This is a genomic window from Nocardiopsis sp. L17-MgMaSL7, from assembly GCF_003182025.1.
Lineage (GTDB): Bacteria > Actinomycetota > Actinomycetes > Streptosporangiales > Streptosporangiaceae > Nocardiopsis > Nocardiopsis prasina.
Genome location: NZ_QGTF01000010.1, coordinates 21,815 through 42,505, shown reverse-complemented (window position 1 = coordinate 42,505; position 20,691 = coordinate 21,815). Strand labels below are relative to the sequence as shown.

General features: G+C 72.9%; 18 protein-coding genes. 10 read left to right on the top strand and 8 right to left on the bottom strand.

The features are described 5' to 3' along the window. The first annotated feature begins 34 nt into the window (after nucleotides 1-34). Nucleotides 35-1,213, top strand: coding sequence for a S8 family serine peptidase (locus tag BDW27_RS18400; protein ID WP_110050558.1), 1,179 nt, complete (start codon nucleotides 35-37; stop codon nucleotides 1,211-1,213). A 210-nt stretch (nucleotides 1,214-1,423) separates the two neighbouring features. Here BDW27_RS18400 and BDW27_RS18390 read toward each other — a convergent pair whose 3' ends face one another. After that, complete coding sequence (locus BDW27_RS18390) at nucleotides 1,424-2,290, bottom strand: NAD(P)H-binding protein (RefSeq protein WP_110050554.1); 867 nt, start codon at nucleotides 2,288-2,290, stop codon at nucleotides 1,424-1,426. After that, nucleotides 2,287-2,433, bottom strand: a complete 147-nt coding sequence (locus BDW27_RS27280) for a hypothetical protein (protein ID WP_158543593.1) — start codon at nucleotides 2,431-2,433, stop codon at nucleotides 2,287-2,289. The genes BDW27_RS18390 and BDW27_RS27280 overlap by 4 nt, the downstream gene beginning before the upstream one ends. A gap of 129 nt (nucleotides 2,434-2,562) precedes the next feature. Here BDW27_RS27280 and BDW27_RS18385 point away from each other — a divergent pair, with 129 nt between their 5' ends. Continuing rightward, nucleotides 2,563-3,411, top strand: a complete 849-nt coding sequence (locus tag BDW27_RS18385) for a helix-turn-helix transcriptional regulator (protein ID WP_233515805.1) — start codon at nucleotides 2,563-2,565, stop codon at nucleotides 3,409-3,411. Between the two features lie 236 nt (nucleotides 3,412-3,647). Continuing rightward, nucleotides 3,648-4,796, top strand: a complete 1,149-nt coding sequence (locus BDW27_RS18380) for a glycerol dehydrogenase (RefSeq protein WP_049578904.1) — start codon at nucleotides 3,648-3,650, stop codon at nucleotides 4,794-4,796. Between the two features lie 47 nt (nucleotides 4,797-4,843). On the opposite strand, the gene BDW27_RS18375 is transcribed toward BDW27_RS18380, so the two are convergent. Next, nucleotides 4,844-6,814: a M3 family metallopeptidase gene (locus BDW27_RS18375; protein ID WP_110050550.1), complete on the bottom strand. Its 1,971-nt coding sequence runs from the start codon at nucleotides 6,812-6,814 to the stop codon at nucleotides 4,844-4,846. Nucleotides 6,815-7,036: 222 nt separating this feature from the next. Here BDW27_RS18375 and BDW27_RS18370 point away from each other — a divergent pair, with 222 nt between their 5' ends. Both BDW27_RS18370 and BDW27_RS18365 read left to right on the top strand, forming a co-directional pair. After that, nucleotides 7,037-8,803, top strand: a complete 1,767-nt coding sequence (locus BDW27_RS18370) for an ABC transporter ATP-binding protein (RefSeq protein WP_199560702.1) — start codon at nucleotides 7,037-7,039, stop codon at nucleotides 8,801-8,803. Then, entirely contained in the window at nucleotides 8,800-10,545 is a 1,746-nt protein-coding gene (locus tag BDW27_RS18365) for an ABC transporter ATP-binding protein (protein WP_110050548.1), read from the top strand. The genes BDW27_RS18370 and BDW27_RS18365 overlap by 4 nt, the downstream gene beginning before the upstream one ends. Before the next feature lie 107 nt (nucleotides 10,546-10,652). Here BDW27_RS18365 and BDW27_RS18360 read toward each other — a convergent pair whose 3' ends face one another. Next, a complete protein-coding gene (locus BDW27_RS18360; protein WP_233515827.1) occupies nucleotides 10,653-11,156 on the bottom strand; it encodes a GNAT family N-acetyltransferase in 504 nt (167 codons plus the stop codon). Nucleotides 11,157-11,362: 206 nt separating this feature from the next. Between BDW27_RS18360 and BDW27_RS18355 the strand changes: the two genes are divergently transcribed. Then, nucleotides 11,363-11,929, top strand: a complete 567-nt coding sequence (locus BDW27_RS18355; protein WP_017544352.1) for a DNA-3-methyladenine glycosylase I — start codon at nucleotides 11,363-11,365, stop codon at nucleotides 11,927-11,929. 44 nt (nucleotides 11,930-11,973) lie between these two features. Then, the gene (locus tag BDW27_RS18350) at nucleotides 11,974-12,798 is read left to right on the top strand and encodes an NAD(P)H-binding protein (RefSeq protein WP_110050546.1); all 825 of its coding nucleotides are present in this window, start codon (nucleotides 11,974-11,976) and stop codon (nucleotides 12,796-12,798) included. A gap of 369 nt (nucleotides 12,799-13,167) precedes the next feature. Here BDW27_RS18350 and BDW27_RS18345 read toward each other — a convergent pair whose 3' ends face one another. Then, a complete protein-coding gene (locus tag BDW27_RS18345) occupies nucleotides 13,168-13,629 on the bottom strand; it encodes a GNAT family N-acetyltransferase (protein ID WP_110050758.1) in 462 nt (153 codons plus the stop codon). 311 nt (nucleotides 13,630-13,940) lie between these two features. Here BDW27_RS18345 and BDW27_RS18340 point away from each other — a divergent pair, with 311 nt between their 5' ends. From BDW27_RS18340 to BDW27_RS18330, 3 genes are all read left to right on the top strand, one after another. After that, on the top strand, nucleotides 13,941-14,930 hold the full coding sequence (locus BDW27_RS18340) for an ATP-binding cassette domain-containing protein (protein ID WP_110050544.1): 990 nt from the start codon (nucleotides 13,941-13,943) through the stop codon (nucleotides 14,928-14,930). Next, nucleotides 14,927-15,784: an ABC transporter permease gene (locus BDW27_RS18335; RefSeq protein ID WP_110050542.1), complete on the top strand. Its 858-nt coding sequence runs from the start codon at nucleotides 14,927-14,929 to the stop codon at nucleotides 15,782-15,784. Before BDW27_RS18340 ends, BDW27_RS18335 begins: the two co-directional genes overlap by 4 nt. A gap of 101 nt (nucleotides 15,785-15,885) precedes the next feature. Further along, nucleotides 15,886-16,662: a TetR/AcrR family transcriptional regulator gene (locus tag BDW27_RS18330; RefSeq protein ID WP_017544346.1), complete on the top strand. Its 777-nt coding sequence runs from the start codon at nucleotides 15,886-15,888 to the stop codon at nucleotides 16,660-16,662. A 10-nt stretch (nucleotides 16,663-16,672) separates the two neighbouring features. On the opposite strand, the gene BDW27_RS18325 is transcribed toward BDW27_RS18330, so the two are convergent. The 3 genes from BDW27_RS18325 to zwf all read right to left on the bottom strand — a co-directional run bounded on the left by BDW27_RS18325 (nucleotide 16,673) and on the right by zwf (nucleotide 20,684). Continuing rightward, on the bottom strand, nucleotides 16,673-17,311 hold the full coding sequence (locus tag BDW27_RS18325; protein ID WP_049579412.1) for a bifunctional 4-hydroxy-2-oxoglutarate aldolase/2-dehydro-3-deoxy-phosphogluconate aldolase: 639 nt from the start codon (nucleotides 17,309-17,311) through the stop codon (nucleotides 16,673-16,675). A gap of 65 nt (nucleotides 17,312-17,376) precedes the next feature. After that, nucleotides 17,377-19,212: a phosphogluconate dehydratase gene (gene edd, locus BDW27_RS18320; RefSeq protein WP_110050540.1), complete on the bottom strand. Its 1,836-nt coding sequence runs from the start codon at nucleotides 19,210-19,212 to the stop codon at nucleotides 17,377-17,379. Then, nucleotides 19,209-20,684 carry a glucose-6-phosphate dehydrogenase gene (gene zwf / locus BDW27_RS18315; protein ID WP_110050538.1) on the bottom strand — a complete coding sequence of 492 codons (1,476 nt, stop codon included), beginning with the start codon at nucleotides 20,682-20,684 and terminating at the stop codon, nucleotides 19,209-19,211. Before zwf ends, edd begins: the two co-directional genes overlap by 4 nt. Nucleotides 20,685-20,691: the final 7 nt, after the last annotated feature.

Here is a 20,691-nt window from a genome sequence, read left to right as displayed (position 1 = left end):
GGGGCGGCCGGAGGTGAGAGGAACGGGAGGCCCCGTGTCGAACGGAGCGGAACGGAAGCGGCTTCGGTTCGGGGCCGGGGTGTGCCTGACGGGCGCGCTGTTCCTGGTGACGGTCGCGCCCGCGGCGGCGGACGAGGTCCCGCCCGCGCTGCCGCAGGTGGCGTCCGAACTGGACGGGGACGCGTGTGCGCCCTCCTCCGAGGAGACGGTGAGCCAGGAGCTCTGGACCGAGAACGCCCTGGGGCTCCCCCGTGCCCGGTCCACCTCCTCGGGGGCCGGGATCACCGTGGCCGTCGTGGGCAGCGGGGTCGACGACTCGTCGGCCGCCCTCGAGGGAGCGGTGGACGGGGCCGGTGAGGACTGCACCGGGTTCGGGACGTTCCTGGCCGGGGTGGTCGCGGCGCGACCCCAGCAGGGCAGCGGGCTCATCGGGGTGGCGCCCGAGGCCGGCGTGCTGGCGGTCCCGGTCACCGACGACTGGGGCGGCGCGAACGCGGACGCGCTCGCCGAGGGCATCACCGACGCCGTCTCAGAGGGAGCGGACGTCGTCCTGGTGGGCGTGGCCATCCCCTTGGGCAGCTCCGCGCTCGAAGCGGCGGTGGACACCGCCGTCGAGGAGGACGTCCTGGTGGTGGCGCCGTCGACGGCCATGGTCGGGCGGGACGCCTACGCGGCCGTTCCGGCGACCCGCGGTGAGGTGTTGGGGGTGACGGCGACCGGCACGGAGGGCGCTCCGCTGATGCCGCCGCCCGCCACGGCGGACGGCCGGATCTCGACACCCGACCTCAGCGCGCCCGGCCAGTCCGTGCTGAGCCTGGCCCCCGGCGGTGACGGGCACGCCGTCGCCGAGGGGGACGCGGTCGCGGCGGCGTTCGTGGCCGGGGTGGCCGCGCTGGTGCGCGCGCAGCACCCGGAGCTGAGCGCCGCGCAGACCTCCGAGCGCCTGGTGATGTCGGCCTACCCGGACGCCGGTGCCGCGTTCGGCACGGGGTTCCTCGACCCGGTGGGCGCCCTGACCAGGTCCATGGGCCCGCGTTCGGGTGACGGGGCCGAGGCCGAGGAGTTCGCGCTGAACCTGCCCGCCGAACCGCAGCGCGGCCTCGTCATGGCCGTGGTCGGCGCGACCGCGCTGCTGGTGTTGATCTGTTCGGTCGGAGCCGCCGCCGTCCGTCGCCGCAAGGCCAAGGCCGAGGCGGCCGCAGCCACCGCCTGAGCCCCTCAGCGCGCTCGTGCGACGGGCCCCACCGGAAGTCCCGGTTGGGGCCCTTCGCGTTCAGGGGGTCGGAGGAGCCGAGACTCCCCCTTCAGCGCGTCGGGGAATTCGCCCGTGCCCACGCGCCGAAAGCGCGCGGCCCGTTCCCTGTTCAGCTTCTTGCAGTCCGCCCTGAAGCGGGGGGTAGCGCCTCCCCTGCCGGTCCGCCCTTCAGTGCTCAAACCCTCCGTTCCCACCCAGCCCGATCCGGTGCTCCCGGACGAAGGCGTCGAAGCTGCGGGGCGGGCGCCCGGTCAGATCCAACACCGCTGTGCTGACCTGGTCGTGCAGGCCGCGTCTGATGCCGTCCTCGACAGCGGCGACGGCGGCGGCGAACTCGGAGGGCATGCCCGCGGCCCGGTAGGCGAAGGCCTGCTCCTCGGTCCCGACCGTCACCACCCGGACCTTCCGACCGGTGCGGGCGGTGATGATCGCCGCCGCGTCCCGGTAGCTCAGGGCCTTCGGCCCGGTGAGCAGGTAGTCACGCTGGCTGTCGGGCTCGACGCCGGGATCGGCCAGCAGGGCGGAGGCGGCGGCCGCGACGTCCCTCGCGTCGATCCACCCCACCGCGCCCTCACCGGCGGCAGTGTGCACCTCACCGTGCCGCAGGATCCGCTCGCCCACCGGATGGGGGCTCAGGAAGTTCTGCATGAACCCGGACGCCCGCAGCACGACCCCGCCCGGCCGGGCTCGTACCCGCGCGGCCATCTCCACAGCACTGGGAGCGTTCGGCAGCACGATGGCGGAGCCAAGGAGCACGACCCGGCGCACACCGAGGCGTCGCGCCTCGGCCAGGAACGGACCGACAGACAGAATCGGATCCACGGAGTTCACCGGAGGGACGAGGAAGATCCGGTCCATCCCGCGCAGGGCGGCAGGGTGGGTGGTCGGGTCCTCCCAGTCGAACCGGACCGCGTCGGGGTCGTCGGCGGACGGGTGGCGGCTGGCCACTCGGAGCGGTACGCCGTTGCCGCGCAGTAGTCTCACCAGCGCGCCACCCGTCTTCCCAGTGCCGCCCGTCACCAGGACGCCGGTCATCGGACAGCTCCCCAGCGCAGCGAGGCCCCGGAGGCGGGCAGGGGCACGGCGGTGCCGTCTTTCTCCAGGTCAGCGACGTTCGTGTCCTTGACCAGCATCAGGTTCAGCGGTCGGCGCATCGTTTCCTCGGGAATTCGAGGCATGGTGTTCTCCCGTGTTCAACGGACTGTGCAGACCACACTGGACGCGGACCAGCGGTCGGGGAACGGACGGCTGATCCCCGGACCGCCAGTCCGTGGCTGGACCGACCGCCCCGTGCCACCATGACCCGGGTGAGCAAAGATGACCTGGGCGACTTCCTGCGCCGTCGACGGGACTCGCTGCGCCCGGACCAAGTGTCGGCGGCCCACCCGCCAGGACGACGCGCCCGGCGCGCTCCGGGGCTGCGCCGCGAGGAGGTCGCCGAAGCGGCCGGCGTGTCGGTCAACTACTACGAACGCCTGGAGCAGGCCCGCGCCTCGCGCCCCTCCCCGGAGGTGCTGACGGCGCTGAGTCGGGCACTGCGGCTCACCGTCGCGGAGCGTGAACACCTGGCGCGGCTGGCCGGCCAGATCCCCCTCAGCACGAACACTGATCGGGAGCCGGTGCCCGACGACGCCCGACGGCTGTTGGAGCGGCTCGGGCCGATCCCCGCCTACCTGGTCGACCAGCGTCAGGACATCGTGGCCTGGAACGGCACGGCGGCCGTGTTGATCACCGACTTCGGGCTGCTGCCCACCGAGGAACGCAACGTCGTCAGGCTGGCCCTTCGTCTGCGGGACACCCTGTGCTCGGCACCAGAGAGCACGGAAGGCGAGTTCGTCCGGCGGTCTGCGGCCCAACTGCGTGCGGCCAGCGCCCGTCACCCCGCCGACCGTGCCCTCAGTGAGCGGGTCAACGAGTTCGCCGCGCTCAGCGCGGACTTCGCCGCCAGCTGGCGCGACCACGACGTACGCCCGCTGTCCACGCTGCGCAAGCGCCTGCACCACCCCTGGGCGGGCGAGGTGGAGCTGGAGCGCCAGATCCTGCTGTTGCCCGGCACCGAACTGCAACTGGTGATGTACACCCCGGACCCCGGCAGCCCGAGCGCCGCCGCGATCGCCCGACTCGCTGCCCGGGGCGAGGGAGTCCAGCACGTGTGACTCGACGTCGCCGTGGGCGGCCCCGCTCGTTTGCGTGGGACCCGGACCCGCGCTTTCAGCGGGGAAGGGGCTCAGCGTCCGGGGGCCTCATGGGCGCGGCACTCGGGCCGGGTCCCCGGAACCCGGCCGGACGGGGTGAGGCAAAGAACAGGGCAACCTGCGGTGCGTGACGTTTGGGGCCCCCGTCCACCGGCCAGGCCGGGGGGAGGAACCACCAACCACAGGGGGGAACTTCCATGGCCCAGAACACACCGTCCCTGCGTGTCTTCGCCTCGCCCGGTCGTTACGTCCAGGGCCGTGGCGCGATGGAGCAGCTCGGCACACTGGTCGGAAGGGTGGGAAGCAGGCCGCTGGTCCTCGCCGACGACGTCGTACGGAACCTGGTCGGCGCGACCCTGGAACGCTCCTTCGCGGAGGCCGGGATCCCGCTCACGTTCGAACGCTTCGGGGGCGTGCCCACCAGGACCGAGTCCGAGCGGGTCGGCGAGGTCATCGAATCGCAGGACCACGACGTGATCGTGGGACTGGGCGGCGGCGCCGCGATCGACGCCGCGAAGGCAGCGGGCGCCAACGTCGGGGTCCCCTGGGTGAGCGCCGCCACGGTGGCCTCCACCGACGCGCCCACCTCCGCCCTCTCCGTGGTCTACACCGAGAAGGGCGCCTTCGAGTCCTACCGCTTCTACGACCGCAACCCGGCTCTGGTGGTGGTCGACACCCAGCTGGTGGCCCAGGCTCCCACGAGGTTCCTCGCCGCGGGCGTGGGCGACGCCCTGGCCACGTGGATCGAGGCCCGCGCCCTGCGCGGCACCGACTCCACGAACATGGTGGAGGGGCTCCCCACCCGCGCCGGGACCGCCCTCGCCCAGCTGTCGTGGGACATCCTGTGGGAGTCCGCGCTCCCCGCGCTCGACGCCGTGGACCGCGACCTGGTCACCCCCGACGTGGAGGCCGTCGTGGAGGCCACCACGCTGCTCTCCGGCCTCGGCTTCGAGTCCGGCGGCCTCGCCGCCGCGCACGCGGTGCACGACGGCCTCACGGCGGTGGACGAGACCCACCACCTCGCCCACGGCGAGAAGGTCAACATCGGCTCCCTCACCCAGCTGTTGCTGGAGGGCGCCGCCACCGCCGAGGTGGAGGAGTTCGCCGAGTTCACGGCCAGGGCCGGACTGCCCACCACGCTCACCGAGGCCGGGTTGGGCAACGCCGACGACGCGCTGCTGGACCGGGTGGTCGAGGCCGCGACGGCCCCGGAGGAGACCATCCACAACCTGCCGTTCACCCCCTCCCACCGGGACGTGCGGGACGCCCTGCGCGCGGTGGAGGGGGTCGGCCGCCGGGTACGCGAGCGCGCCGGGCTGGGCGAGCCCCGCGCACCCAAGCAGTGAGGCCGTCCCCCGCGGTCCGCCGCTGAGCGGGCCGCGGGGGACGCTCCCTAGTTCAGGCCCTTGCGGGTGAGGAGCGGGCCCATGCCGGGCTCGCGGCCGAGGAAGTCGGTGACCGCCTCCATCGGGTCGACGCTCCCGCCCCGGGAGAGCACCTTCTCCCGGAAGCTGTCGCCGCCCGCACGGGTGAGCCCGCCGTGCTCCTTGAACCAGTCGACGCTCTCCGCGTCCAGCACCTCGCTCCACACGTAGGAGTAGTAGCCCGCGCTGTAGCCGTCGTCGGAGAAGATGTGCTGGAAGTACGTGCTCCGGTACCGGGGACGCACCAGCGGGTGCAGCACACCGGCCGCTTCCAGGGCGCGCGCCTCGAAGGCGGCGGGGTCCTCGACGGTCTCGCCGGGCGCCAGACGGTGCCAGGCCCAGTCGAGCAGCGCCGCTCCCAGGTACTCGAAGGTGCCGAACCCCTGGTTGAACTGGCTGGCGGCGGTCAGCCGCTCCACGAGCTCGGCGGGCACCGGCTCACCGGTCTCGTGGTGCCGGGCGTAGTGGGACAGCACCTCCGGCCACAGCGCCCACATCTCGTTGACCTGGGACGGGAACTCCACGAAGTCACGCGGCACGCTGGTGCCCTCGACCCGGGGGAACCGGACCGCCGACAGCAGCCCGTGCAGGGCGTGGCCGAACTCGTGGAAGGCCGTCTCCACCTCGTCGAACGTGAGCAGGGTGGGCCCGGAGACGGGCTTGGCGACGTTGAGGTTGTTGACCACCACCGGCCGCTCGTCGAGCAGGAACGACTGGTCGACCAGGTTGTGCATCCACGCGCCGCCGCGCTTGGTCGGGCGGGCGTAGGGGTCCAGCAGGAACAGGCCCAGCGCGGTGCCGTCGCCGTCGAAGACCTCCCACACGCGCATGTCGGGGTGGTAGCCCTTCAGGTCCGGACGCTCGGTGAACGTGACCCCGTAGAGCAGGGTCGCCGCGTGGAGGACGCCGTCCTCGATCACCCGGCCGAGCTCGAAGTAGGGCCGCAGCACGCTCTCGTCGAAGTCGTACCGGGCCTTGCGCACCTGCTCCGTGTAGTACGGCCAGTCCCACGGCTCGATGTCGTGACCGGCGTACTCGGCGAGCGCCTCGGCCTCCTTCTCGACGTTGCGCCGGGCCGGACCGACCAGCTGGCCGAGCCGTTCCTCGACAGCCTCCACGGTCTTCGCGGTCTGGTCCGCGACCTTGTAGGCGGCGTGGTCGGAGTAGCCCAGCAGCCGGGCGCGCTCGGCGCGCAGCTCGGCCATGCGGGCGCCGATCTCCAGGTTCTCCGGGGCCCGTTCGGCGCTCAGCGTGTACAGGCGCTCGCGGGTGGCGCGGTTGGTGAGCTGGGCCAGGGCGGGCTGCACGGTGGTGTTCAGCAGCGGCAGGACGTACTCGTCGCCCTGCTTGATCGCGCCCAGGCGCGCCTCGTCCAGTCCGTCGAGGTCGGAGACGTCCGTGGTGACCAGGGCGGACTCCCCGGTGGCCCGGACGACGTTGCGGGAGAACTCGGTTCCGAGTTCGGCGAGGCGCGCGTTGAGCTCGCGCAGCCGCTCCTGGTCGTCCTCACCGAGGTCGGCCCCGGCCTTGACGAAGTCGAGGCGGTAGCGCTCCAGCAGCCAGGCCTCCTGCGGGTCGTCCGTGCTGACCTGCTGGATGCGTGCCCACAGGTCACGGTTGAGGGAGATCGCGTCCCGGTGCCGGGTGGAGCGGGGCGCGATCTCCTTCTCGATCTCGCGGATGCCGTCGCTGGCGTCGGAGCCGGTCAGTGTGTGGAGCACGACCTCGACTCGTCTGAGGGTCGCGCCGGAGCGCTCCAGCGCGGCGATGGTGTTGCCGAAGGTCGCGGGCTCCGGGTCGCGGGCGATCGCGTCCACTTCGGCGAGGTGTTCGGCCACGCCCTGTTCGAAGGCGGGCAGGAAGTGCTCCTCGCGGACCGCCGCGAAGTCGGGAAGACGGTAGGGCAGTTCGCTGGGTGACAGGAACGGGTTGGCGGTCAAGGGGTGGTGCTCCTCGGTTCTTTGAGGGTGGGACGCTCGTGCCGTTCTACCGTGCCGCCGACCACCTGTCACCCCCTTACCCAGGGGGGACGCCCGGTCACCGTTTTCGGCGAGGTTCCCGGGCGGTCCGACCTGGAACACGCTCCTCTGTCGGGGGTCCGCCCCGGGCGCGGTCGGAGTCCTGGTTACATGGGCGTGATCCAGTGCACACGGAGGTGCCAGTTGCCCGAGACCACGGGTGTTCCCGGCCCCTGGGGGACCCGCCCGCTCCCCCGCTCGGCCCTTCCCCCCACCGGGACACCCGACCTGCGCGGCCCCCTGCGCTATGTGTGGTGGCTGATCACCTCCCAGCCGTGGCGGGTGCTGCGCGGCTCCTTCTACGGCACCCTGTGGATGGTCGGGCTGGTGTTCCCGCCCTACCTGCTCGCCCGCGCCATCGACGACGGTCTGCGTGCCGAGGATCCACGCGCCCTGGTCCAGTGGGCTGGGATCACCGCCGTGGTGGCGGTGGCCACCGCGACCGTGTCGATCCTGCGGCACCGGACCATGTCCCTGGTCCGGGCGGACGCCGCGCACCGGACCATGCGCGTGATCACCCGGCACTCCACGGTGCTGGGCGCGTCCCTGTCCCGCCGCGTCTCCTCGGGAGAGCTGTCCACGGTGCAGGCCTCGGACGTCCTGCGCATCGCCCAGATCCTCACCCTGACCGGCCCCGGGGTGGGCGCGGTCGTCGCCTACGCGGGCGTCTCCGTCCTGCTGTTCACCATCTCGCCGCCCCTCGCCGCGATCGTCGTGCTCGGCGTCCCGGTGCTGGCCGCCGTCATCGGCCCGCTGATGGGGCGGCTGCACGGCCACCAGAGCGTCTACCGCGAACACCAGGGGCGCACCACCGCGCTCGCCGCCGACATCGTCTCCGGCCTGCGGGTCCTGTGCGGTGTCGGCGGCAGGGCGCACTTCGCCCGCCGCTACGAGGACCGGTCCAGGGACCTGCTCCACCAGGGCTACCGGGTCAGCGAGACCACCAGCTGGTTCCACGCGGTGAGCGCCTGCCTGCCCCTGGTCTTCCTCGGGGCGGTCACCTGGGTGGCCGCGCGCCTGGCGGTGAACGGGCAGATCACCGTGGGTGAGACCGTCGCCGTCTACGCCTACGTCGCGATCCTCATCCTGCCGGTGTTCTTCATCATCGAAGGGGCCAGCGCCGTGATCGAGGGCCTCGTCTCCGTGCGCCGGACGCTCGACCTGCTCACCCTCGACCCCCCGCCCACCGGCAGCGGCCGGGACCTCCCCGGCCCGGAGGAGGGATCGGAACTGGTCGAACCCGAATCCGGGGTGCGTGTCCCCTCGGGCCTGACCACCGCGCTCGTCTCCGCCGGCTCCGGGGCCGCCGCCGTGGTGGACCGGCTCGGCCGCTACACGGCCTCCGAAGCCCTGTGGGGCGGGGTGCCGCTGCGCGACGTGGAGATCGGGGAGGTGCGCCGACGCGTGCTGGTCTCCGATAACGAGTCGTACCTGTTCGCCGGGTCGCTGCGTGAGGTCCTGGACCCGCACGGCGGCCACCCCGACGCCGGGATCAGGACCGCCCTGCACGTGGCGGGCGCCGACGACGTGGTCACCTCGATGCCGGACGGGCTGGACTCCGCCGTCGAACCGCAGGGCCGCAACCTCTCCGGCGGTCAGCGCCAGCGGGTCCGGCTGGCCCGGGCGCTGCTGGCCGACCCCGAGGTGCTGGTGCTGGTGGAGCCCACCTCGGCCGTGGACGCGCACACCGAGTCCACCATCGCCGAGCGGCTGCACGAGGCCCGCACCGGGCGCACCACCGTGGTCGCCGGCACCACGCCCCTCCTGCTGGACCGGGCCGACCGGGTGGTGCTGCTCGTGGACGGGCGGGTCGCCGCGGTCGGCACCCACGGCGAGCTGCTCGCTGACCGACCCGACTACCGGGCGCTGGTGTTCCGTGGCGCCTCCGAGAACGAAGGGGACCCGGAATGAGCCTGCCCGTCGCCGACCGCGCGGAGGTCCGCCGCGACACCGTCCGGCTGCTGCGCGCCGAACGCGGACGGGTGGCCGGGGTGGTCCTGCTGACCTGCCTGGCCACCGGCGCCGGGCTGGTCGGCCCCTACCTCCTGGGCCGGATCGTCAACCTGGTGGAGGCGGGCACGGCCACCCTGGGCACGGTGGACCGGCTGGCCGCCGGTGTGCTCGCGGCCGCCTTCGTGCAGCTCCTGCTCACCCGGTACGCGCGCCGCGCGGTCTACCGGTTCGGGGAGCACGTCCTGCGGCGGCTGCGGGAGGACTTCGTGGGCCGGGTGCTGTCCCTGCCGACCCGGGTGGTGGAGCGTTCGGGCACCGGCGACCTCACCACCCGCGTCTCCGCCGACGTGGGGAACGTGGGCAACGGCCTGCGCGGGGCGCTGCCGGAGATCAGCATGGGCGTGCTCCAGATCCTGGTCCTGGTGGTCGCGGTCACCTGGCTGCACCCGCTGCTGGGCCTGTGCGCGCTGCTGGGCCTCCCGCTGGTGTGGCCCGCCGCGCGCTGGTACCTCAGGCGCTCGCGCGAGACCTACCTGGCGGAGGGCGCGGCCCTGTCCGCCGCGTTGGAGGGCGCCACCGCCACCGCCGAGGGCGGCCGCACCGTGGAGGCCCTGGGCGTCCAGGAGGACCGTCGAGGGGTGACCGACCGGGACGTCGGTGTGCTGTACCGGGCCCGCCGGGGCAGCCTGCGGCTGCGGTCGGTGCTGTTCCCCGTCGCCGAGGCGGTCTTCGTGCTGCCCGTCTCCGTCACGCTGCTGGTCGGCGGGGCGATGTACCTGAACGGCGGGATGAGCCTCGGCGTCCTGGTGACCTGCCTGCTGTACGTGCAGCAGATGGTGGACCCGATGATCGGCGTCACCCAGAGGATGGAGGAGCTCCAGCGCGCCGGGGCGTCGTTCGCGCGCCTTCGGGGTGTGCAGCGGCTGCCGGAGGAGTCCGCCGACCCCGGCCGGGTACCGGCGGACGACCGGATCGAGCTGTCCGGGGTCCGCTACTCCTACGTGCCCGGCCACGACGTGCTGCGCGGGATCGACCTCAGTGTGCGCCCCGGGGAGCGGCTCGCCGTGGTGGGCCCCTCCGGCGCGGGCAAGACCACGATCGGCCGTCTGCTGTCCGGGGCGGACGCGCCCGGAGCGGGGCACGTGCTGCTGGGCGGGGTCCCCGTCGCCGAGCTGGCCCCCGAGGTCCTGCGCGAGCGGATCGTCCTGGTCAACCAGGAGCACCACGTGTTCACCGGCACCCTGCGGGAGAACCTGGCCATCGCGGCTCCCGAGGGCGTCGAAGCCGACGACACGACTCTGCTGCGCGCGCTGGACGCGGTGGACGCCGACTGGGCGCGAGGACTCGCGGACGGCCTGGACACCCGGGTGGGTTCGGGCGGCGAGGCCCTGTCCCCGGCTCGGGCGCAGCAGGTGGCGCTGGCCCGCGTGGTGCTGCTCGACCCGCACACGGTGGTGCTGGACGAGGCGACCTCGTTGCTGGACCCGAGGACGGCGCGGCACACGGAGCGGTCCCTGGCGGCGGTGCTGGAGGGCCGGACGGTGATCGCGATCGCGCACCGCCTACACACCGCGCACGACGCCGACCGGGTGGCCGTGGTCGCGGACGGGCGCATCACCGAGCTGGGCGCGCACGACGAACTCATCGCGGCGGGCGGGGCGTACGCGGCACTGTGGAGTTCCTGGCACGGCACCGACTGAACCAGGGCCGTGCCAGACCGGACGAGGTCGGCGGGGCCGGGGGTGCTCCCGATCCGTGTCCCTCGGGCGGCTGCGGGGTTTCGGGACGGGCGACGGGGAGCCGACCCTCAGGGCCCCGTCTCCGGGCGTGGCGACGGGCGCTCGTGGATGAACTCCAGACCGTCGATATCGTCCCACTGCTCGCCCACGTGCTCGAAGCCGAACCCCGCGATGGTCGCCAGCGAGGCGGAGTTGTCCGGCCGGATCGAGGCCCGCACCACGGCGACCTCCGGCTCCGCGTCGGCCCTGCGGAGCAGCTCGACCACACAGGCCCGCGCGTAGCCCCGGCGCCGCATCTCCGGCACCACGGAGTACCCGATCTCCACCATCCGGCGTTCGTCCGGCGGCCCGTGGAAACCGGCGTGCCCCACCGCCCAGCCGTGGTCGGCGTCCACGACCACGCTGGTCAGCCAGCCAGCCCGGTCGGGGACCGCCTGGATCTGCCCCAGGCGGTAACGGCACAGCCAGCGCATCTCCTCGGTGGCGAAGTGCTCACCGAGCTCGACGCCCATGAGGGCGCTGGCTGTCTCCGTGTCCCCCTCCGCCAGGGCGGCGAGCACGGGTTCGGACATCGCCACCAGCCGCACCCTGGGTGCGCTGGGACGGGCTCGTGGTGCGCTCGGCGTGTCCCGAGGCGAGTCTGTGCCTGTCACCCTCCCATCCTTTCCCGACCGATCCACTCGATCAACGTGTTTCCCACCCGTCACCCGTCTCCCACCAACCGTCAGCGGTCTCCGGGACGATGGAGGCCACCCGACCACCGCACCGAGGAGCACCCGTGACCGACACCCACCGCTGCGCCTGGGCCCGGAACGCCTCCGAGCTCATGACCGAGTACCACGACGACGAGTGGGGGCGCCCCTCGCACGCCGACGGGTACCTGTTCGAGATGCTCGTCCTGGAGGGCGCCCAGGCCGGTCTCTCCTGGTCGACGGTGCTGAACAAACGGGAGAACTACCGGCGCGCCATGGACGGCTTCGACTTCGAGCGGATCGCCGCCTACGGAGAGGCCGAAACGGATCGGCTCCTCTCCGACCCGGGCATCGTCCGCAACCGCCTCAAGGTCGGCTCCGCGGTGCGCAACGCCCAGGCCTTCCAGCGGGTGCGCGGGGAGTTCGGCTCCTTCGACGCCTACTTGTGGGGGTGGGTCGAGGGCGAACCGGTGGTCAACCACTGGACCGCCCCCGAGGAGGTGCCGGTGACCACCGAACTGTCCGACCGGCTCAGCCGGGACCTGAAGAAGCGCGGCTTCAACTTCGTGGGCAGCACCATCGTGTACTCCTACCTCCAGGCCACCGGCGTGGTGGACGACCACCTTGAGGGCTGCCCGGCCAAGCCCGACTGATCCTTACCGTACGATGTACTGTACGCACTACGGAAGGATGCGTCTTGACCTTTCTCATCGCCGGGGCCACCGGTACCGTCGGCCGCGAGATCGTCCGGCAACTCATCGCCGCCGGGCACCCGGTGCGAGCACTCACCCGCGACCCCGAACGCGCCCGAGGAGCGCTGCCCCAGGGAGCCGAGGCGGTCCGGGGCGACCTCACCGACCCCGAATCCCTCGTGCCGCACCTCAGTGGCGTCGAGGGCCTGCACCTCATCACCTTCGGCGGGGACGACTACGCGCCGCTGGAGACCGGACCGCGACTGGTCGAACTGGCCGAGGCCGCGGGCGTGCGCCGGGTGACGGTGCTGTCCGACTTCTACGAGGGCGGCGTCCAGGAGGCCCTGCGCGCGAGCGCGCTCGCCTGGACCTTCCTCAACCCGGTCGAGTTCATGGCCAACCTCCTCGCGCACGCCGAGGAGATCCGCACCGAGGGCCTGATGCGGGTGTCCCGCGACCAGCCGAGCGCCATGGTGCACGAGGCCGACATCGCCTCGGTGGCGGTCAGCGCGCTCACCGAGGACGGCCACGGCGGGCGGGCGTACCTGGTCAGCGGCCCGGAGTCGCTGACCCCGGCCGAGCAGGCCACGCGGCTGTCCACGGCGATCGGCCGGGAGGTCACCGTTGCCCTGCTCTCCCTGGAGGAGACCGCCCAGCGCCTGCGCGCCGAGGGGCACGACGAGGAGTACGTGGCCTTCGCGCTGGACCTGGCCAGCAACCCCCCGGAGATCGGCGGGCAGGTCCAGGACACCGTCCAGCGCGTCACCGGCCGCCCGGGGCGCACCCTGACCCAGTGGGCCGCCGAGCACGCCGCGGAGTTCACCGGGTAGCGCCCGGGCCACCCGACCGGGCCTGATGCCCGCCCCCACTGCGGCGGACACCTCCTTCCCCGGCCCGTCGGGCCGCCCCCGCGACCCCACGAACACCCGCCACCCGAACCCCGGGCAACGGCACGCCGACCGCCACCCAAGAGCCTCACGGCCCCCGTTCCACGGACGGTCCCCCGCGCCACACCATGAACACCCGCCACCCGACCAGCCGAACGCCGAGCGAAACGTCCGGCGCTTCGACCTCCGGCCCGAAGGGCGCCGAGCCCCCGTGCCGCGAGCGGTCCCGTCGAGACGGCCCCGTGTACCGCTCACGGCTGGCGCGATGGTTCCGAGACCGGGAAACGCCCCCTTCGTGCGGGTCCCGAGGACCTACAACGGTCGGGACCAGGCGACCTCGTGATCCAGCTGTCCGGTCTCCTGGAAGAGGCGCACCTGGTGCGTGTCATGGAGAACGCTCGCGAGTTCACGACGGTCTGCGGGCGCGAACCCCAGTCCGCGCCAGAAGGGGCCGGAGCGACGGCTGAACAGCCAGGCCGTGGCGGCGCCCTCCTCCGCAGCACGCGCGAACGCGAAGCGGGCGAGACCGCCGCCTCTGCCGGTTGAGCGTCGTGACGGGTCGACCGCCACGCTCCTGATGAGGGCGTGCCTGCTGTCGGCGCTGATCTCGTAACCCGTGCTGCCGATGATCTCGCCGTCGCCGTCTCGCTCGACCCACAGGCGGACCGACGGCGAGTCGAGTCCGCTGACGGTGAGATCGACGACCCGCAGGAAGGCGGTCAACTCCGGAACGTCGCTCCCGCACACCTGGCCCAGGGCAGCACTCGCGCTCATCGTCCAAGTGAACCAGAGCGCGGTGTCGGAGCCGGGTGGAGGGCGGCTGAACACGGGCGGTCGGAACACGGGGCTCGACCACACCTGCCGGGCGTGACGGGGCCCGGTGGGGCGGGAGCGACGTCCCCCGGCCCGGCGGACCGCACCGCGTTCGCCCCGATGCCGAGTGACCCTCATCGGCGGTGAGCCCTTTTCACCTGCGAAGGCGGAGCTTTGCAGAAAACTTTAGGCCATAAGGAATCAACCGGCCCCGGGTGCGCGTTCTCTCTTCCGTACACCGTACTGTACGAGGTACGAAGAGAAGGGGAACCATGGCTTCCACAGCACATCCCGCATCCGCCACCGCCGTCAGCGCGCGCGGGATCGGCCGCAGGTTCAGGACCGCGTGGGCCCTGCGCGGGTTCGACCTCCAGGTCGAGCGGGGCAGCGTCCATGGACTGCTCGGGCCCAACGGAGCCGGGAAGTCGACGGCCGTCCGCGTGCTCACCACCCTGATCCGCGCGCACGAGGGCACCGCCGAGGTCGCCGGACACGACGTGGCCACCCAAGGCGCCCAGGTCCGGCGAAGCATCGGCCTGGTCGGCCAGAACGCCGCCGTCGACGAGATCCTCAGCGGCCGCCAGAACCTGGAGCTCTTCGGCCGCCTCCACCACCTGGGCGCACGCGCCGCCGCCCGTCGGGCCGACGAACTCCTGGAGCGCTTCGGCCTGTCCGACACCGGAGGGCGACCGGTCAGCACCTACTCGGGCGGCATGCGACGCAGGCTGGACCTGGCCGCCGGGATGGTCCTCAGCCCGCCGGTGATGTTCCTCGACGAACCCACGGTCGGCCTCGATCCGCGCGGCCGCGACGAGGTCTGGTCCGCCGTGCGCGACCTCGTCGGCACCGGGACCACCGTCCTGCTCACCACCCAGTACCTGGAGGAGGCCGACCAGCTCACCGACCGGATCTCGGTGATCGACACCGGCCGTGTGATCGCCGAGGGCACGCCCGCCGAGCTGAAATCGAGGATCGGCGGTGACCGGATCGACGTGGTCCTGCGCGACGAACTCGCCCTGGCCGAGGCGGCCGCCCTGGTGGAGCGGGCCATCGGCCACACAGTGACCACCGCTCCGGAGGAGCGGCGGCTCAGCACCGAGGTGGACGACCGCGCGGCCTCCCTCACCAGGGCCGTGCGCGCCCTGGACGAGGGCGGTGTGGCCGTGGCCGACGTGGTCCTGCGGGCCCCGAGCCTCGACGAGGTCTTCCTGCACCTGACCGGCCCCGAACTCCGGGGCACCCCCGCGGAGGTCCAGCGATGAACGACACCGTACGCACCCTCACCCCGCCCGACGTCGGGGCCCTGTCACCGCGGTCCGGCCCCCTGTCCCGCCTGGGCTGGGCGGCCGCCGACGGATGGACCGTGGCCCGCCGCGACGTCCTCCACTGGCGGCGCCAGCCGTGGGAGCTGCTCTTCGGGCTGCTCTTCCCCGTCCTCATGGTGCTGATGTTCGTGTACCTGCTCGGCGGCGCCATGTCCGTGCCCGGCGGCGGCGACCACACCGAGCACCTCATGCCCGGCATGTTCGCGATGGTCATGGTCTTCGGTCTCGGGGAGACCGTCACGGCCGTGACCACCGACGCCACCCGGGGGATCACCGACCGGTTCCGGTCGATGCCCATGGCCGCCTCCGCCGTGGTGGTCGGCCGGTGCCTCGCGGACATGCTCCGGTCCACGATCACGCTGGCCGTGCTGGTCGGGTTCGGGGCGCTCGTGGGCTGGCAGTGGCACGGCGGCCCGGGCGCGGCGCTGGCCGGGTTCGGGCTGCTGCTCCTGCTGCGGTTCGCCCTGGTGTGGGTCGGCATCTACGTGGGGCTGGTCATGCGGGGGCAGGGCGGGATCGCCGTCATCCAGACCCTGGAGTTCCCGATCGGCTTCCTGTCCAACGCGTTCGTGGCCACCGCGACCATGCCCGTGTGGCTGGGAGTGGTCGCGGACTGGAACCCGATGTCGTCCACGGTGGCCGCCGCACGCGCACTGTTCGGCAACCCGACCGTGGCCGGGGACACCTGGGTCGCGCAGCACCCGCTGCTGATGGCGGTGGTCTGGCCGCTGCTGCTGGTCGCGGTGTTCGCTCCGCTGTCCGTGCACCGGTACCGCTCCCTGGGCGGCTGACGGCTCACCCCGCTCCCCCGCTCCCCGTCGCCGTGGGGGCGGGGGCCTCGCGGACGTACACTGGCCCGTACGCCCTACGGACCCAGTACCAGGACGGACCGATGTCCCCGCAGAACAGCAAGAGTGGCGATCCCGCGCGCAGCCTGGCCCTGTTGTGGCGCACACAGGAACCCGCGAGCCGACGCAGGGGCAAACCGGGGCTGAGCATCGACCGGATCGTGGTCGCGGCCACCGAGCTGGCCGACGCGGAGGGGATCACCGCGCTGTCCATGCGCCGGGTCGCCGAGACCCTGGACGTCGGCACGATGTCCCTGTACACCTACGTGCCCGGCAAGGGCGAGCTCATCGACCTCATGGTGGACGCCGCCTACGCCGATCTGGACACCACCGAGCGGTCCGGCACCTGGCGGGAGCGCCTGCACCGGATCGCGCACGCCAACCGCGACCTCTACATCCGCCACCCGTGGATGCTCCAGACCGTCACCACGCGCCTTCTCGGCCCCAACCTCATCGCCAAGTACGACCACGAGCTCGCCGCCGTGGACGGGCTCGGGTTGAGCGAGGTCGAGATGGACTCCACCGTCAGCCTGGTCAACGGCTACGTGGAGAGCACCGCCCGGCAGACCGTCAACTCCGAGTGGATCGCCCGCGACTCGGGGATGGACGACCAGCAGTGGTGGCGGACCGCCGACCCCCTGCTGTCCGCGCTGATCGACGACTCCAGGTACCCGACGGCCGCGCGCGTGGGCGTGGCGGTCGGTACCGCCCACCAGGCGCTCTACGAACCGGACCACGAGTTCGCCTTCGGCCTGGAGCGGGTCCTGGACGGGGTGCAGGTGCTGGTCGACGCCCGCTCCTCCGGCGCCGACCAGCCCTGACCCGCCCGGCTCAGCGCTCCAGCGCGGCGGCCTCGCGCGCGAGCTCGGTGACCTCGTCCCAGCGGCCCTCGCCGACCAGCGCGGCGGGGGTGAGCCAGCTGCCTCCCACACAGCCCACGTTGGGCAGCGCGAGGTAGCTCTGGGCGCTGCGCGCGGTGATTCCGCCGGTGGGGCAGAACCGGACCTGCGGCAGCGGGCCGGTGAGCGACTTCAGGAACGCCGCCCCGCCCGAGGCCTCGGCCGGGAAGAACTTGAGCTCGGTCAGGCCGAGCTCCAGCAGCGCCATCGCCTCCGACACCGTCGCCACCCCCGGCAGGGCGGGCAGCCCGGTGTCGGCCATCGCCCGGGCCAGCGACGGAGTGCACCCCGGGCTGACGAGGAAACGCGCCCCCGCCTTGGCGGCGGAGCGGGCCTGCTCGCCGTTGACGATGGTCCCGGCGCCCACCACGGCCTCCGGCACCTCCTGGGCGATCCGCTCGATGGCGTCCAGGGCCGCCGGGGTCCGCAGGGTCACCTCGATGCCGGGCAGACCGCCCGCCACCAGGGCTCGTGCCAGCGGGACGGCGTGTTCGGCGTCCTCGACCACCACCACGGGCATCACCGGTGCGAGGTCGAGCACGTCCGCACCTGAGCGGGGGATCGTCGTCATGGCTGTCTCCAAGTGGTCAGTGGGTACGTGCGTCGCGGAAGGCGGGCCGGGCGGGCCGCCCGCGCTCAGTGGCCGAAGACCCCAGCACCGGTCTCGGCCGGGCCGACCGCCCCGCGCAGGGCGGCGAAGAGTTCGCGTCCGGTCCCGGCGGAGGAGTCCACCGTGGGCCGGGCGTCCTCGCGCCCGTCGAGGTCGGCCAGGACCTCCAGTGTGCCCCGGACCGCGTCCAGCCGGATGAGGTCGCCGTCCCGGACCCTGGCCAGCGGGCCGCCCGCCTCCGCCTCGGGTGAGACGTGGATGGCGGCGGGCACCTTGCCGGACGCGCCGGACATGCGCCCGTCGGTGACCAGAGCGACCTTCTGGCCCCGGTCCTGGAGCACGGCCAGCGGCGGGGTGAGCTTGTGCAGCTCCGGCATGCCGTTGGCGCGCGGGCCCTGGAACCGGACCACGGCGACGAAGTCCCCGGTCAGCTCACCGGCGGCGAAGGCCGTCTGGAGTTCGGCCTGGTCCCCGAAGACCCGGGCGGGGGCCTCCACGACGTGCCGTTCGGGCGCCACGGCGGACACCTTGATCACGGCGCGGCCGAGGTTGCCCTCCAGCATGCGCAGTCCGCCGTCGGGGGCGAAGGGGTCGGTGGCCGGGCGCAGCACCGTCGTGTCCGCGCTCTCCGTGGGGCCGTCCACCCAGGTCAGCTCGCCGCCCTCGGTCAGCTCGGGCACCTGGCGGTAGCGGTTCAGGCCCGGACCGGCGACGGTGTGGACGTCCTCGTGCAGGAGCCCGGCGTCCAGCAGGGTGCCGATGAGGAAGGCCATGCCACCCACCTCGTGGAAGCGGTTCACGTCGGCGGCGCCGTTGGGGTACATGCGGGTGAGCAGCGGCACGGCCTCGGACAGGTCGGCGAAGTCGTCCCAGGTGAGCTGGATTCCGGCGGCGCGGGCGATGGCGACCAGATGCAGCGTGTGGTTGCTGGAGCCGCCGGTGGCCAGCAGCGCGACCACGGCGTTCACGACGGCCTTCTCGTCGATCTGCTCGCCGACCGGGGTGTGGTGTTCGGTGAGGGCGGTCAGCCCGAGCACGCGGCGGCCCGCCTCGGCGGTCAGGGCCTCGCGCAGCGGGGTGCCGGGCTGCTCGAAGCTGGCCCCGGGCAGGTGCAGGCCCATGACCTCCATGAGCATCTGGTTGGAGTTGGCGGTGCCGTAGAAGGTGCAGGTGCCGGGCGAGTGGTAGGCGGCGGACTCGGCCTGGAGCAGCTCCGTGCGGCCGACCCTGCCCTCGGCGAACTTCTGGCGGACCCGCGCCTTCTCCTTGTTGGGCAGGCCGGAGTGCATGGGACCGGCGGGCACGAACGCCACCGGCAGGTGACCGAAGGACAGGGCGCCGATGAGCAGGCCGGGCACGATCTTGTCGCACACGCCGAGCATCAGGGCGCCGTCGAACATGTCGTGGGACAGCGCCACGGCCGCCGACATCGCGATCACGTCGCGGCTGAACAGGGACAGCTCCATCCCCGCCCGGCCCTGGGTGATGCCGTCGCACATGGCGGGCACCCCGCCCGCGAACTGGGCGACGCCGCCCGCCTCCGCGACCGCCTTCTTGATGACGGCGGGGTAGGTCTCCAGGGGCTGGTGGGCGGAGAGCATGTCGTTGTACGCGGAGACGATCGCCAGGTTGGGGGTGACGTCCCCGGCCAGCGAGAGCTTGTCGCCGACCCCGCACGCCGCGAATCCGTGCGCGAGGTTGGCGCAGCCCAGGGAGGTGCGGGACGGGCCCTGGCCGACCGCTTCACGGACACGGGTCAGGTAGGCGGAGCGGGTCGCGTCGCTGCGCTCGGTCAGGCGCCGGGTGACCTCCGCGATCACCTGGTGGACGACGGGGGTGGTGCCGGGGGTGTGCGCGGTCATGCCTGCTCCTCTTCGTGCCACGTGCTGCCGGAACGGCCGATGAGCCGCTGCGCTCCTGCGGGGCCGGAGCTTCCGGCGGGGTAGGTCTCGGGTGGGGTGTCGAGGTCCTGCCAGGCCTCGATGACGGGGTCCACCCACCGCCACGCGGCCTCGACCTCGTCGCGGCGCATGAAGAGGGTGGAGTCCCCGGCCAACACGTCCATCAGCAGCCGCTCGTAGGCCTCGGGAGAGCGGGTGGCGAAGGTGTCGGCGAAGCTGAGCTCCAGCGGAACCGGCCGCAGACGCAGCGCACCGGCGCCGGGCGTCTTGGCCAGCATGGTCAGGTGTATGCCCTCGTCGGGCTGGAGGCGGATGACGAGGCTGCCAGCTCCGGAGGCCGCGGCCCCGGGGAAGATGGTGTGCGGGACGTCGCGGAAGCGGATGACGATCTCGGAGCGGGCGTGCCCCAGGCGCTTGCCGGTGCGCAGGTAGAAGGGGACTCCCGCCCACCGCCAGTTGGCGACCTCCGCGCGTAGGGCCACGAAGGTCTCGGTGTCGCTGGTCGCCGGTCCGCCCGCCTCGTCCAGGTAGCCGAGGACCTCCTCGCCCTGGACCGTCCCCCTCGTGTACTGGCCGCGCACGGTGTGTTCGGCGACCCGGTTCCCGGAGAGGGGTCTCAGGGACTGGAGGACCTTGAGCTTCTCGTCCCGGACGGCGTCGCGGTCGTAGCTGGCCGGGGGCTCCATGGCGGTGAGGCAGAGCAGCTGGAGCAGGTGGTTCTGCACCATGTCGCGCATGGCGCCGGAGGAGTCGTAGTAGCCGCGCCGTCCGCCCACGCCCACGGTCTCGGTGGCGGTGATCTGCACGTGGTCGATCCACCGGGAGTTCCACAGGGGTTCGAGGAAGACGTTGGCGAACCGCAGCACGAGCAGGTTCTGCACGGTCTCCTTCCCCAGATAGTGGTCGATCCGGTAGGTGCGGGACTCCTCGAAGACCGCTCCCACGGCGTCGTTGACGGCCCTGGCGGAGTCGAGGTCGCGGCCGAGCGGCTTCTCCATGACGACGCGGGACTCGGGGGTGACCAGGCCCGCGTCCTGGAGCCCCTGGCAGATGGCCCCGGAGATCATCGGCGGCACGGCGAGGTAGAAGACGCGGTCGCGGCCGGGGGTGAGGGCGGCGGCGAGGTCGGCCCATCCGGAGGGGTCGCCGCCGACGTCGACGGTCACGTGGGAGAGGCGGCCGAGGAAACGACGCAGGACCTCGGGTTCGACCACCTGGACGGCGCTGTGGCCCCGGACGGCGGAGGAGGCCTTGTCGCGCAGGTCGGCGTCGGTGAGGCCGTCCTGGGAGACCGCCACGACCCGGGTGTCCCCGCCGAGGTGGCCGTCGCGGTCCAGGAGGTAGAGGGAGGGGAGCAGTTTACGCATGGACAGGTCACCGGTTCCGCCGAAGACCACCAGGTCGGTGGGGCGGGGCACGGGCTGCTGCGGCATTCGGTTG

Excerpts from the sequence above, each read along its gene's own strand:
- BDW27_RS18390 (WP_110050554.1), bottom strand. The coding sequence starts at position 2,290 with ATGACCGGCGTCCTGGTGACGGGCGGCACTGGGAAGACGGGTGGCGCG.
- BDW27_RS27280 (WP_158543593.1), bottom strand. The coding sequence starts at position 2,433 with ATGCCTCGAATTCCCGAGGAAACGATGCGCCGACCGCTGAACCTGATG.
- BDW27_RS18380 (WP_049578904.1), top strand. The coding sequence starts at position 3,648 with ATGGCCCAGAACACACCGTCCCTGCGTGTCTTCGCCTCGCCCGGTCGT.
- BDW27_RS18365 (WP_110050548.1), top strand. The coding sequence starts at position 8,800 with ATGAGCCTGCCCGTCGCCGACCGCGCGGAGGTCCGCCGCGACACCGTC.
- BDW27_RS18360 (WP_233515827.1), bottom strand. The coding sequence starts at position 11,156 with ATGTCCGAACCCGTGCTCGCCGCCCTGGCGGAGGGGGACACGGAGACA.
- BDW27_RS18345 (WP_110050758.1), bottom strand. The coding sequence starts at position 13,629 with ATGAGCGCGAGTGCTGCCCTGGGCCAGGTGTGCGGGAGCGACGTTCCG.
- BDW27_RS18340 (WP_110050544.1), top strand. The coding sequence starts at position 13,941 with ATGGCTTCCACAGCACATCCCGCATCCGCCACCGCCGTCAGCGCGCGC.
- BDW27_RS18335 (WP_110050542.1), top strand. The coding sequence starts at position 14,927 with ATGAACGACACCGTACGCACCCTCACCCCGCCCGACGTCGGGGCCCTG.
- BDW27_RS18330 (WP_017544346.1), top strand. The coding sequence starts at position 15,886 with ATGTCCCCGCAGAACAGCAAGAGTGGCGATCCCGCGCGCAGCCTGGCC.
- BDW27_RS18325 (WP_049579412.1), bottom strand. The coding sequence starts at position 17,311 with ATGACGACGATCCCCCGCTCAGGTGCGGACGTGCTCGACCTCGCACCG.
- edd (WP_110050540.1), bottom strand. The coding sequence starts at position 19,212 with ATGACCGCGCACACCCCCGGCACCACCCCCGTCGTCCACCAGGTGATC.
- zwf (WP_110050538.1), bottom strand. The coding sequence starts at position 20,684 with ATGCCGCAGCAGCCCGTGCCCCGCCCCACCGACCTGGTGGTCTTCGGC.